Origin of the sequence: Rhizobium sp. NXC24 (assembly GCF_002944315.1) — a bacterium.
Taxonomy (GTDB): domain Bacteria; phylum Pseudomonadota; class Alphaproteobacteria; order Rhizobiales; family Rhizobiaceae; genus Rhizobium.
In genome coordinates, this window is sequence record NZ_CP024311.1 from 3300688 (window position 1) to 3313116 (window position 12429).

Here is a 12429-nt window from a genome sequence, read left to right on the forward strand (position 1 = left end):
CGATTTGTCTCGTAAAAGTCAGCCGGTCCGGGCTTTCCCGGGCCGGTTTTTGTTCCTATGTGAGGTGCTCCGTTTCGTTGAGAGGACCACAATTGATGATCGCAGAAGCCCCGACTGGCCAATCGCAGCAAAAATCCGGCAAGATCGGCGTCCTTCTCGTCAATCTCGGCACACCCGACGGCACCGACTACACGTCGATGCGGCGCTATCTGCGCGAATTCCTGACGGACAAGCGCGTCATCGAGTGGTCGCCATGGAAGTGGTATCCGATCCTGTTCGGCATCGTCCTCAACACCCGCCCCGGCAAGGTCGGCAAGGCGTATGAGACGATCTGGAACAAGGAAAAGAACGAAAGTTTCCTGCGCACCTATACCCGCAACCAATCGGATTTGATGGCGGCGCGGCTGATGGACTTACCGGACGTTATCGTCGATTGGGCGATGCGCTACGGCAAGCCGTCGATCGGCGAGCGCATCCAGGTGCTGAAGGATCAGGGTTGCGACCGTATCTTGCTGTTTCCGCTCTATCCGCAATATGCGGCTGCGACCACTGCCACCGTCAATGACAAGGCTTTCGAAAAGCTGATGGCCATGCGCTGGCAGCCGGCACTGCGCACCGTGCCGGATTATCATGCCGATCCCACCTATATCGAGGCGCTCGCCAACTCCGTCACCCGGCACCTCGCCACGCTCGACTGGCAACCGGAGAAGATCCTGGCCTCCTTCCACGGCATTCCGCTTTCCTATTCCGAGAAAGGCGATCCCTATTATCGGCAATGCGTCGAGACCAGCCGGTTGCTGCGCGAAAAGCTTGGGCTCTCCGAAGACCAATTCATGCTCACCTTCCAGTCCCGCTTCGGACCGGAGGAATGGCTGCAACCCTACACTGACAAGACGGTGGAGCACCTTGCCAGGGAGGGCACCAAACGCATCGCCGTCCTCAACCCCGGTTTCGTCTCGGATTGCTTGGAAACGCTCGAAGAAATCGCCGAACAGGCTGCCGAATCCTTCCACCACAATGGCGGCGAGAAGTTCACGCATATTCCCTGCCTGAACGACGGCGAAGACGGCATGCGGGTGCTGGAAAAAGTGGTCAGGCGGGAGTTGCTTGGCTGGATTTGATGCCTGCCATGCGCCCGTGGCGTCGGATGCTGTTCCAGCCGCCGCCACGATCGCCCTGCCTCATTGCAACTGCGGCTTCCTCAGAAAGCTGCTGCGGTCGGCCGACTTGACGCGTAGCCATGCTTCGCGGCCGTTGCGCAATATCCTCATGGGGATTTCTGCGCCGGCGGGGCCGCTTTCCCAGACCTTGCGGTAAAAATCGGCGAGGCTGTCCACTTCGCCGTCCCGGATCTCGGAGATGACGTCGCCGCGGCGCAGGCCCGCCTGGGCGGCCGGACCTCCTTCTGCCACGCTCATGACCACAACCTCCCCATTGCTTTCGGCGGAGAAAGCCCCGAGCCAAGGTCTCGGCGGCTTATTGACCTGACCGCGGTTGAGCAGATCATCAAGAATGGGCGGCAACAAATCGATCGGCACGACCATATTGATATCGGCAGCCTCATTATTTTGTGAGGCCATCTGCAGGTGAAGCGAGCCGATGCCCAATAGCTTGCCGTGCGCGTCGAGAAGCGCGGCACCTCCCCATGAAGGATGGGCGGGCGCGACGAAGATCGCCTCCTCCAGCAGATATTCCCAATAGCCGGCGAATTCCTGCTTGGCCACGATGCTTGCCCGGACGAATTGACCGACCCCATCGGCAATCACCACGGGATCGCCGATCGCGGCCTTGGCCACGTTGCCGAATTCCAAAGCGGGGACACCAAGCGACCCGAGTGCCTGGACCAGACCGAAACCGGTCTCCTGATCATAGGCAAGCGCATGGGCGGGCACCACGCGGCCTTCATTGGTCGTAAGCCAAACCTCCTCGGCCTCGGTGATGAGATAGCCGATCGTGAGAACCAGTCCGTTATCCCTGATGACCACACCGCTGCCTTCCCGCCGGGTTCCCAGCGCCCCAGCCGTAAAGGCATCGTCCGGAATTGAAGCGTGCACGGCCACGATTGACCGCAAAGTCCTGTCGATATTCATCGTCTCACCCTGGTGATGTGCCATGCCGCGGCTCGGAGGGTCGCGCGGCGGCAGAAACCGGATACTTTTCCTCCCCTTAAGGTATGAACATGTGCGGTCAGGTGCAAGGCCTGAGTGAAATTGGGAGGGTGACGGAACCGTCTGTTCCAGCCGCAAACAACGAGATTTCCCCCCGCCCTTTCGTACGTGAAATAGGGCAAGGAGTCGGATGGCACCGCCCATTCCGCCCTTGCCGAGAACATGCTAACCCACCACATCTGATTGACCTGCTGCGTCGCTTGTTCGCCCGAATACGCAGAGATCGCGGCAGTGCTTTGAAGTGACGCAAACCCTGCATCGTGTGGGGCGTCCATGGAGGATTTTATGGTAATCGGTGGGTTCAGCATCTTTGCGGTTGCCTTGGTTGTTTTGGTCATCCTGGTGCTGTTTGCGGGTATCAAGACGGTGCCGCAGGGATATCGCTACACGGTCCAGCGCTTCGGCCGCTATATGCGCACGCTGGAGCCGGGGCTCAATCTGATCGTGCCCTTCATCGAAACGGTCGGCGCACGCATGAACGTGATGGAACAGGTCCTCGCCGTGCCGACGCAGGAGGTCATCACCAAGGACAACGCCAGCATCTCAGCAGATGCGGTCGCCTTCTTCCAGGTGCTGAATGCGGCGCAGGCCGCCTATCAGATTACCAATCTCGAAACCGCGATCCTCAATCTCACCAAAACCAACATCCGCTCCGTCATGGGCTCGATGGACCTCGATGAATTGCTGTCGAACCGCGACGCCATCAACGAGCGGCTGCTACGCGTGGTCGACGAAGCAGCCGAGCCCTGGGGCATCAAGGTGACGCGCGTGGAAATCAAGGACATCCAGCCGCCGAAGGATCTTGTCGATGCCATGGCGCGGCAGATGAAGGCCGAGCGTGAAAAGCGTGCACAGGTTCTCGAAGCGGAAGGCTTGCGCAATGCGCAGATCCTGCGCGCCGAAGGAGCCAAGCAGGCGGCTGTCCTACAGGCCGAAGGCCAGCGGGAGGCTGCATTCCGCAATGCCGAGGCCCGAGAGCGCCTGGCCGAGGCCGAAGCCAAGGCGACGCGCGTGGTGTCCGAAGCGATTGCCGAGGGCAATGTCCAGGCGATCAACTACTTCATTGCGCAGAAATACACCGAAGCCCTGAGCGCAATCGGCTCTGCCGGCAATTCGAAGATCGTGCTCATGCCGATGGAGGCCAGCTCCATCATAGGCTCGCTCGGCGGCATCGGCGCTATCGCCCGCGAAGTCTTCGGCGACAATGGCGATGGCAGCGGCGCGCCACAACCTCCTCGTCCCCGGACAGGCCCTGCACGCACCACGCCGACGATCAATCCGCTGACATCAAAGGAGAGCTGAAATGTTCGACAATCTCGTCGTCGAACTCGGCCCCTGGAGCTGGTGGCTGGTAGGTCTGATTCTGCTCGCGGCCGAACTGATCCTGCCGGGCTTCTTCCTGGTATGGATCGGCTTGGCCGGCATCATCGTCGGCGCTTTGTCGCTGCTTTTCTGGGATAGCGCCTTCTGGGTCTGGCAACTGCAGGGACTTGTCTTCGCCGCGACGGCCGTGATCGTCACCCTCATCGGCCGCCACTATCTCTATAACAACAGCCAGGCCACCGACGAGCCGTTCCTCAACCAGCGCAGCGCCAGCTTGGTCGGACGCACGGCGACGCTCGACCAACCGATCACCGAAGGCCGGGGGCGCATTCGCCTGAACGATACCTATTGGACGGTCAACGGACCGGATCTGCCAGTCGGCACCCGCGTCAAGGTCGTTGCCAGCAGCGGCCGCGACCTCACGGTCGAACCCGTCTGATCAGGCGACGCCGATCCGCAGCAGATCGTGGAAGTGGACGATGCCGACAGGCCGCCGGGCATCGTCGACGACGATCAGCGCCGAGATGTTGTGACGATTGAGTACGGCCATTGCGCCGGTCGCCAGCGTCGTTTCCTTCACCGTCTTCGGATTGCGCGTCATCACCTCGTCCACGCGCATCTCCGCAAGGTTGTTGCCGAGATTGCGGGCAATGTCGCCATCGGTCACAATGCCGCAAAGGCAACCGTCATCATCGACGACGCCGACGCAACCAAAGCGCATTTGCGCTAGCGTCATGACCGCTTCGCGCATGCCCGTGCCAAGCTTGACCAAGGGTACGCGATCGCCCTTGTGCATGATATCGGCGACATGCGAGAGGCTGGCGCCCAGCTTGCCACCCGGATGGAAGGTGCGGAAATCCTCGGCGGTGAAGCCGCGCGCCTCCAGCAGAGCCACGGTGAGCGCATCGCCGATCGCGAGCTGCAGCAGCGTCGATGTGGTGGGCGCCAGCCCGTGCGGGCAGGCTTCCTGTTCCTTAGGCAGCAATAGAACGACATCCGATTCGCGCGCCAGCGTAGAGGTCTCGCCCGATGTAATGGCGATCATCGGGATCGAGAAGCGGCGGGAATAGCTGATGATGCCGCGCAACTCCGCACTTTCGCCGCTCCAGGACATCGCGATGATGACGTCGTCCTGCGTGATCATGCCGAGATCGCCGTGATTGGCCTCGACCGGATGCACGAAAAAGGCCGGAGTTCCGGTGGAGGCCAGGCTGGCGGCAAGCTTGTTGCCGATATGACCGCTCTTGCCGACACCGGTGATGATGACGCGGCCGGTGATATCGCCGATGATCTCGACCGCGCGGCTGAAGGGCTCGGCCAGACCATTGGTCAGGGCGCGTTCCAGCGCCTCCATGCCCCGTCTCTCGGTCTCGATCGTCCGCATCGCGGATTCGATCGCACCGTTCTCGATGAGTCTTACAGCTCTCTTATTCATGACGGAGGCCTAACGCTTTTCTGCAAATCTGTCCACCGGAGATCGATTTTGTGCAGCGGAGATCGGCCGTCGCGCCACCAAAGCCAGTTCCGTCACCATGACTCCTTGTAGTCGGCTGGCAAGGAAGCGTTAACCATGGGCCTTTACGCTTGGGTAACGATTTAAAGCATTTCCAGTAAGGCCAGACATAGATCAAATGGACATCGGCAAGAACAAGGCGGGTGGTGGCTCCCTCCGGCTGACGGCATGCGCTGCATCCGCTCTGCTGGGCTGGGCTGCATTCGCCATGCCGATGCCGGTTCAGGCGCAATCGCTCGACGCGAGCCAGAGTTCCAGCACCAATCTGACGGCAACATCGACCGACACAGATAGTTTCGATCTTCCCGGTTCGGACACGACGGGCACGACATCCTCCAAATCCAAGACGACCAAAGCCGCGAAACAGACGACGACGGATTCGGACACGTCGTCCAGTTCAGCCCTGCGACTTGGCATCGATCCGACCACGACGGGCTCGACGCTGGATGACGATCTGCGCCGCGTCAATCTGCGCGAGACCAGTGTCGATGATCTGAAAGCGCGGCAGCATCCGGATCGCGAGGATGTGCAAGGCATACCGCTCGGCACCTTCACTCTGCGGCCTTCCGTCAACCAGTCCATCAACTTCGAGCGCAACCGCACCGGCTCGACCAATGACGATCGGAGCTTCCTGCAGACCGATCTGCGCAGCACCCTGACATCGGATTGGGACCGCCATGCGCTGATCGTCACCGGTGAGGGCGTCTGGCAGAAAAACCTGAGCGGCAGCGGCGCCGAACAGCCGAATGTCAATATCAACGCCGATCTGCGCCTTGATCTTCCCACCGATACCACGGCGCATATCACCGCCGGCTATCAGTTCTTCCGCGAAGATACGAGCGACCCGAACGCCATCGCCGGCGCCTCGAAGCAGTCGGCCGTCAATCAATTCAACGCCGGTACATCGCTGGAGCGCGATTTCGGCCTGCTACGCGGCACGACGGCCGTGGCGCTAACCCGCACAATCTATTCCGATGCCACCCTGTCGGACGGAACACAGGTGACGCTTAGCGACCGCAATCAGACGGCCGGCACCTGGCGCGGGCGCATCGGCTACGAATTGTCGCCTGTCCTCATTCCCTTCCTGGAGGCCGATCTCGGCCGCACCTTCTACGACCAGTCCCACGACAGCAACGGCTACGCCCGCTCGAACCAAAGCTATGGCGGCAAGGCGGGTATCGAGCTCGATCTTGGCGACAAGATGAAAGGCGAGCTCGGTTTCGGCTACCAGCATACGGAATTCGATGATTCGCGCCTGGCTTCGATCGATTCGCCGACTGTCGACGGCAATCTCGCCTGGTCGCCCCAGCGCGGCACCGACGTCAGCATCGGCCTTTCGACAACGGTCCAACCCTCCACGACGGCGGGCGAAAGCGGCTACACCGCCTATCAGTTGACGAGCACATTGAGCCAGGAACTACGCGACGATCTCACGGCCAAGCTGACCGGCGGCACGATCTGGCGCGACTATCCGTCCGGCAGCACCATCTCCGACGAAACCGAATATGATGCGGCCCTCGGCCTGACCTGGGGCATCAATCGCTATCTCGATCTGACCAGTAACGTCGGCTATCAGCTCACGTCACGAAAGACGGGCGACGATACGCGGCAGCTCCAGGCGGGCGTGGGCTTGACGGTGAAGAAGTAAAGCCCCGGTCACTCCCTCGCCCCGCATGAGCGGGGAGAGGGTGCTTTGATCTTTCTACTATTTCAGCGCGTCGACCAGCGCCTTGAACCCATCCTCGATGGTCGGGCGGATGTCCGCGCGGGCGAGCGCGAAGGCGACGTTGGCGAGGATGAAGCCATCCTTGGCGCCACAGTCGAAAGTCTGGCCCTGGAAGTGATAGCCGGCGAAATCCTGCTCTTGCGCAAGCTTCAGCATGCCGTCGGTCAACTGGATCTCATTGCCCGCACCGCGCTCCTGGCGTTCCAGGATATGGAAAATCTCCGGCTGCAGGATGTAGCGGCCGTTGATGAAGAAGTTCGACGGAGCCGTGCCCTTGGCCGGCTTCTCCACCATTTCGGTGATGCGGAAGCCGCTGCCGATCGTCTCGCCGACGCCGACGATGCCGTATTTATGCGTCTGATCCGGAGCGCATTCCTCGACGGCGATGACGTTGCCGCCGCTATGCTCATAAAGCTCGATCATACCCTTCATGCAGCCCTTTTCGGCACGCATGACCATGTCGGGCAAAAGCAGCGCGAACGGTTCGTCGCCGACGATCTCGCGGGCGCACCAGACGGCATGGCCAAGGCCAAGCGGCTCCTGCTGGCGCGTGAAGCTCGCCGTGCCGGCCTTCGGCAGCAGGCCGTTCAGCAGCGACAGTTCGGCATTCTTGTTGCGCTGGCGCAGCGTGTGCTCGAGTTCGAACTGAATGTCGAAATAGTCCTCGATGACATGCTTGCTGCGGCCGGTCACGAACACGAAATGCTCGATGCCCGCTTCCATCGCCTCGTCGACGACGTACTGAATCACCGGCTTGTCGACGACGGTCAGCATCTCCTTCGGCACCGCCTTGGTCGCCGGCAAGAACCGCGTCCCTAGTCCGGCGACCGGAAATACTGCCTTACGCACCTTTTTATGCTGTCCCACGCATACCTCCTGGGGAATTACGTCGCTTTTGCGCCAAAGCTAATCGAAGGGTCAGTAGTATAAATTTGCTACTGTTTTGCAAATGATGACTGACCCTGGCTTCCATGGTAAAGAATTTGTTGACTTCGTTCCTGTAGTGTCACGCTTGGGCGAATGCCACCGGCATCGCCGCACCGAAATCCAAGTATTGATGGACACGGCTGTTGATGACCCCAAACCGCAAACACTCCCTTCGTGGTCTCGCTCTGGCGCTCGCGTTCGGTGCCTTTGCGGGACTAACTCCCATTAACGCCAATGCGGACCCCGGGTTCCAGAAATGGATCGCGGGCTTCTACGATACCGCAGCCAAAAGCGGCATCACGCAGTCAACCTATCGCAAAGCATTTGCCGGCGTAACGGACCCCGACCCCACGGTCCTCGAAAAAGCGCAGTATCAACCGGAATTCAAATCCCAGATCTGGGATTATCTGGATTCCCGCGTCAATCCCTATACCGTCGATGTTGGCCGGAAGATGGCGGCCAAATACGGTTCCACACTCCGTTCCCTTGAACAGCATTTCGGCGTGGATCGCAATATTATCCTCGCCATCTGGTCGATGGAATCAAATTACGGTGCCGTGCTCGCCAAGGACGAGAAGCTGCATTACGTGCCGCGCGCTCTGGCGACGCTTGCCTATGCCGATCCGAAGCGCGCCGGCTACGCCAAAAAGCAATTGATCGCGGCACTGAAGATCCTGCAGAGCGGCGATGTGCCGCGCGACGAGCTGAACGGCTCCTGGGCCGGCGCCATGGGCCACACGCAGTTCATCCCGACCAGCTACCTGCTCTATGCGGTCGACGCTGACGGCAACGGCCATGCCGATATCTGGAACTCCATTCCCGACGCGCTGGCAACGACCGCCAATCTGCTGGCAAAGAACGGCTGGAGCACCAGCCGCACCTGGGGCTACGAAGTGACCGTACCGCCGGGCGGCGCAGCGCAGGTCGGCAAGACCCACACGATCGCACAATGGGCTGCCATGGGCTTCGTACGCCCGAACGGCAAGAGCTTCCGCCTGACATCCGACCGCGCGCAACTGAAGATGCCGGGCGGAGCTGACGGCCCCGGTTTCCTGATGGCCGGCAACTTCTTCACCATCAAGCGTTACAATGCCTCCGACAGCTACGCGCTCGCCGTTGGCCTGCTGGCCGATCAGATCGCCGGCTATGGCGGCGTGCAGCAATCCTGGCCGCGCCCGAGCGGCACGCTGGATGTAAAGCAGAAATTCGAGCTGCAAACCCGCCTGAAGGAGCTCGGCTATTACGACGGCGTCGTCGACGGCAATTTTGGCTCCGGCTCCAAGGCCGCCATTACCGCCGTTCAGCAGCGTTTCGGCATGAGCGCCGACGGCGAGCCGTCGATGAACCTGTTGAACGCCCTGCGCAAATAGGTCGCCGCGGTCGAGATGAGCCTTGGATTGGCTGGACGGCGGCACCGCCTTCATGCAACCATGGCGCCGCGAGCGGAAAAGAGCCCGATGAAAAACCGACCTGCCCGCGCGACCATGACTGCTGCAAGAACGATGTTCACGGCACTTCTTGCAGGCCTTTTGGCGTTTGCCTGTCTGCTGACGGCAGCCGAGGCGCAGGAGCGGCCGCGCAGGACATTGCTTGAAATGTTGTTCGGCCGTTCGGAGCCCGATATTCCCTATCAACCTCCGCCGAGACGCACGATTCGGCCGCCGCGCAAACGGATCGCTCCACCGCCGCGCCAGGTAGTGGTGGCTCAGCCGGAGCCGCCGCCGGAGATCCAGAAACTGCCGGATGCCAAGACGATCCTCGTCGTCGGCGATTTTCTGGCGGGCGGCCTGGGCGATGGGCTGGAAGATGCCTTTTCCACCTCGCCCGGCGTCGTCGTACAGACACGCAGCACTGTCGCCTCCGGCCTGGTGCGCCAGGACTATTACAACTGGCCGCAACAGTTGCCGGCCATGCTGGATCAATTGAAACCCGCCATGGTCGTCGTCATGATCGGCGCCAACGATCGCCAGCAGATGACGGGTGACGGGCTCAACGAAAAATTCGGCACCGACCCCTGGTACCTTGCCTATGAGGAGCGCGTGCAGCAGTTCGGCAGGCTGGTGACGAACCACCATATCCCCCTCCTCTGGGTCGGCCTGCCACCCTTCGGCTCCGACCAGATGACGGCCGATGCGGTGAAGCTCAACCAACTCTACCAAAGCAAGGTCGAAAGCGTCGGCGGCGAATTCATCGATATCTGGGACGGCTTCACCGACGAGAACGGCGAGTTCATCGTCACTGGCTCGGATATCAACGGCCAGCAGGTGCGGCTCCGAACCTCCGACGGTGTCAATCTCACGGCAGCGGGAAAACGCAAGGTCGCCTTTTACGTCGAAAAACCGACGCGCCGGCTGCTCGGTGACCAGGCGAGCCCGGATATCATCCGCCTGGACACCGGCAATCAACTGCCGGCCGAACAAGTCAACCTGCCGCCGACGGAGATGGAAATGATCACCCGCACACAGCCGGTAAGCCTTTCCGACCCCAATCTCGACGGCGGCGCACAGCTTCTCGGCGGCGCTCCCGCCCACAATTCCGTCACCCAATCTCCTCGCGACCTCCTGGTCGAGAAAGGCCAGATGGCCCCGGCGCCGACCGGACGCGTCGACGACTACCGACTGCCGGCGGCTACGACTGCACCGTAACCACCACCGGCTACTAACAAAACAAGGGCAATCGCATGCTGGAATCGCACGCAGACCTTGGTCTACCGGAAGTATCAGCGGATGGATGGATATCATCAATCCCTGAGGAGCACGGCTTCGATGCGGACAGATTGCGAGGGATCGGTCCGCATTTCGAAGCGTGGACAGAGGCAAATGCCCATGCCATCTTGATCGCCCGCCATGGCAAACTGGTCTACGAGCGATATTTCACCGGCGAGGACAGGACATGGGGGACTCCGCTAGGCCGCGTGGCCTTCCATGCAGGCCTCAAACACGATCTTCGCTCTATCACCAAAAGCATCACCTCTCTGCTCGTCGGCATCGCCATCGAAAACGGCTGGATCGACGACCTCGATACGCCGGTTTTCTCCTTTTTTCCTGATCATGCCGATCTCCGCACGCCGGAAAAAGATAGGATAACGCTCCGCCATCTGCTCACCATGTCCGCCGGCTTAGCCTGGAGCGAGGAGTTGCCCTACAGCGATCCAGCCAACAGCGAGCGCCGCATGATGGAGGCTGCTGACCCTCACCGCTACGTTCTGGAACAGAACGTCGCCAGGCCGGCCGGCGCTGTCTATACCTATAATGGTGGCTTGACCGCTCTGCTCGGCGCCATTCTGCATAGGGCATCGAGTCGGCGGCCGGATCAGCTTGCGAAGGAATATCTCTTCGAGCCCCTTGGCATCGAAGAGGTGGAATGGATTCGCTACTGGGACGGAACGCCCAATGTCGCGTCCGGCTTGCGCATGCGGCCCCGCGACGTGGCCAAGATCGGTCAATTGGTGTTGAATAAAGGCGCCTGGAACAACGCCAGGATCCTTTCACCAGCCTGGATCGATCAGGTTACGTCACCGCAGGTCCAGGGTGAAGGCTTGTATTTCTACGGGTTCCAATGGTGGCTGGGACGATCGCTGATCGATCGGCAGGAGATTAGCTGGACCGCCGCCGTTGGTTGGGGTGGACAAAGACTCTATGTCATTCCCAGCTTGAACATAACGGCCGTCGTGTTGGCAGGATTATACCATAATCCCACGCTCCAGCCGGCCGTCGGTGATACGGTGCTTAGGCGATTTGTGCTTCCGGCGGCGCTACGCGGATAGCTGTCCACGCAGGGCAATCGGTTGTTTGACAACGCCGCAACCCGCCAATACAAGCACTGCATGAGCTTGAACAGCGCAGATCATATCGATCGCAACCGCACCTGCCTGCAGGCTGTGGTTTTGCGCGCTTTCTCCGGCCGAGGTCTCCGCGTCCAGTCGTGACAGCCGGAGCGATTGGCGTGTCCGGCGGCTGCTGGACGTAAAGCCCTCACCTCAAGACATCAACGTTGCCCATGGAGAAAGGCACGTGCTCAATATCTATCACGTCAATTCGCTCGTTCATTGGGAAGAGCGGGATATCCGGCTCCGCGACGATCTCATCCGGTTCTTTTCCGATGAAGTCGGCAGCGTTCTACGATCCGCAAACCCCGCCTGGGATATCCGAAGGGTCGAAGCTCCGGTCTTGATGCCTCGAAGCCTCGTCTCGGATGCCTATTCCAATTCGGACATATGGGTACAGGAGCGGCTATCAAAGACGGAAGCCGAACTTGTGCTGCGGCCCGAAACGACGCCATCAACCTATGCCTATATGCAGCATCTTCTCGGAAATCATTCCAGAACGCGGCTGCCATTGTGTATTTGGCAGGCTGGAAAATCCTATCGCCGGGAACAGGACCAATCGACCAAGCATGTTCGTCTCAAGGAATTCTGGCAGCTTGAATTCCAATGCGCCTTCACCGCCGACAGCGGCAATGACTACCACGCCGCCGCCCTGGAACCGGTCCGCCGAATGATCGCCTCGGTGATCCATCTGCCGACAAGGATCGTGCCATCCGATCGCCTTCCGGCCTATTCTGAGGTCACCATGGATATTGAGGTCGATAACGGCGACAAATGGATGGAGATCTGCTCGATCTCGAAACGCACGGACTTTCCTCAACGCTATCGCAGTCAGTCCAAGAAACGGCCGGCAATGGACCACGACGTCGCAGTGCTGGAAATCGCGATCGGTCTCGATCGCTGCATCTATAACTGGAACATCGCAGCAAACAGATAAAGAGAAAGG

11 protein-coding genes are annotated in these 12429 nt (G+C 60.4%); 8 read left to right on the forward strand and 3 right to left on the reverse strand.

Annotation, left to right across the window (positions count from 1 at the left end; all coding sequences use genetic code 11):
• The first annotated feature begins 95 nt into the window (after positions 1-95).
• Positions 96-1121 (forward strand): ferrochelatase, encoded by a 1026-nt coding sequence (gene hemH / locus NXC24_RS16300; RefSeq protein WP_104824247.1) that lies wholly within the window; start codon positions 96-98, stop codon positions 1119-1121.
• A gap of 60 nt (positions 1122-1181) precedes the next feature.
• On the opposite strand, the gene NXC24_RS16305 is transcribed toward hemH, so the two are convergent.
• Positions 1182-2090, reverse strand: coding sequence for a S1C family serine protease (locus NXC24_RS16305; RefSeq protein ID WP_104824248.1), 909 nt, complete (start codon positions 2088-2090; stop codon positions 1182-1184).
• Between the two features lie 363 nt (positions 2091-2453).
• Between NXC24_RS16305 and NXC24_RS16310 the strand changes: the two genes are divergently transcribed.
• Both NXC24_RS16310 and NXC24_RS16315 read left to right on the forward strand, forming a co-directional pair.
• Positions 2454-3470 carry an SPFH domain-containing protein gene (locus tag NXC24_RS16310; protein ID WP_104824249.1) on the forward strand — a complete coding sequence of 339 codons (1017 nt, stop codon included), beginning with the start codon at positions 2454-2456 and terminating at the stop codon, positions 3468-3470.
• 1 nt (position 3471) lies between these two features.
• Entirely contained in the window at positions 3472-3930 is a 459-nt protein-coding gene (locus tag NXC24_RS16315) for an NfeD family protein (protein ID WP_104824250.1), read from the forward strand.
• On the opposite strand, the gene NXC24_RS16320 is transcribed toward NXC24_RS16315, so the two are convergent.
• The gene (locus tag NXC24_RS16320; RefSeq protein ID WP_104824251.1) at positions 3931-4926 is read right to left on the reverse strand and encodes a KpsF/GutQ family sugar-phosphate isomerase; all 996 of its coding nucleotides are present in this window, start codon (positions 4924-4926) and stop codon (positions 3931-3933) included. It abuts the gene before it with no gap.
• 196 nt (positions 4927-5122) lie between these two features.
• Between NXC24_RS16320 and NXC24_RS16325 the strand changes: the two genes are divergently transcribed.
• Positions 5123-6652 (forward strand): outer membrane beta-barrel protein, encoded by a 1530-nt coding sequence (locus NXC24_RS16325; RefSeq protein WP_104824252.1) that lies wholly within the window; start codon positions 5123-5125, stop codon positions 6650-6652.
• 57 nt (positions 6653-6709) lie between these two features.
• Here the strand turns inward: NXC24_RS16325 and galU are convergent, their stop codons facing one another.
• Positions 6710-7597 (reverse strand): UTP--glucose-1-phosphate uridylyltransferase GalU, encoded by an 888-nt coding sequence (galU, locus tag NXC24_RS16330; protein WP_104824253.1) that lies wholly within the window; start codon positions 7595-7597, stop codon positions 6710-6712.
• A gap of 206 nt (positions 7598-7803) precedes the next feature.
• Here galU and NXC24_RS16335 point away from each other — a divergent pair, with 206 nt between their 5' ends.
• From NXC24_RS16335 to NXC24_RS16350, 4 genes are all read left to right on the forward strand, one after another.
• Complete coding sequence (locus NXC24_RS16335; protein WP_104824254.1) at positions 7804-9027, forward strand: lytic murein transglycosylase; 1224 nt, start codon at positions 7804-7806, stop codon at positions 9025-9027.
• 132 nt (positions 9028-9159) lie between these two features.
• Entirely contained in the window at positions 9160-10302 is a 1143-nt protein-coding gene (locus NXC24_RS16340) for a DUF459 domain-containing protein (protein WP_245463991.1), read from the forward strand.
• Between the two features lie 35 nt (positions 10303-10337).
• On the forward strand, positions 10338-11423 hold the full coding sequence (locus NXC24_RS16345; protein ID WP_104824256.1) for a serine hydrolase: 1086 nt from the start codon (positions 10338-10340) through the stop codon (positions 11421-11423).
• Between the two features lie 247 nt (positions 11424-11670).
• On the forward strand, positions 11671-12420 hold the full coding sequence (locus tag NXC24_RS16350) for an aminoacyl--tRNA ligase-related protein (protein WP_104824257.1): 750 nt from the start codon (positions 11671-11673) through the stop codon (positions 12418-12420).
• Positions 12421-12429: the final 9 nt, after the last annotated feature.

Excerpts from the sequence above, each read along its gene's own strand:
- hemH (WP_104824247.1), top strand. The coding sequence starts at position 96 with ATGATCGCAGAAGCCCCGACTGGCCAATCGCAGCAAAAATCCGGCAAG.
- NXC24_RS16305 (WP_104824248.1), bottom strand. The coding sequence starts at position 2,090 with ATGAATATCGACAGGACTTTGCGGTCAATCGTGGCCGTGCACGCTTCA.
- NXC24_RS16310 (WP_104824249.1), top strand. The coding sequence starts at position 2,454 with ATGGTAATCGGTGGGTTCAGCATCTTTGCGGTTGCCTTGGTTGTTTTG.
- NXC24_RS16315 (WP_104824250.1), top strand. The coding sequence starts at position 3,472 with ATGTTCGACAATCTCGTCGTCGAACTCGGCCCCTGGAGCTGGTGGCTG.
- NXC24_RS16320 (WP_104824251.1), bottom strand. The coding sequence starts at position 4,926 with ATGAATAAGAGAGCTGTAAGACTCATCGAGAACGGTGCGATCGAATCC.
- NXC24_RS16325 (WP_104824252.1), top strand. The coding sequence starts at position 5,123 with ATGGACATCGGCAAGAACAAGGCGGGTGGTGGCTCCCTCCGGCTGACG.
- NXC24_RS16335 (WP_104824254.1), top strand. The coding sequence starts at position 7,804 with ATGACCCCAAACCGCAAACACTCCCTTCGTGGTCTCGCTCTGGCGCTC.
- NXC24_RS16340 (WP_245463991.1), top strand. The coding sequence starts at position 9,160 with ATGTTCACGGCACTTCTTGCAGGCCTTTTGGCGTTTGCCTGTCTGCTG.
- NXC24_RS16345 (WP_104824256.1), top strand. The coding sequence starts at position 10,338 with ATGCTGGAATCGCACGCAGACCTTGGTCTACCGGAAGTATCAGCGGAT.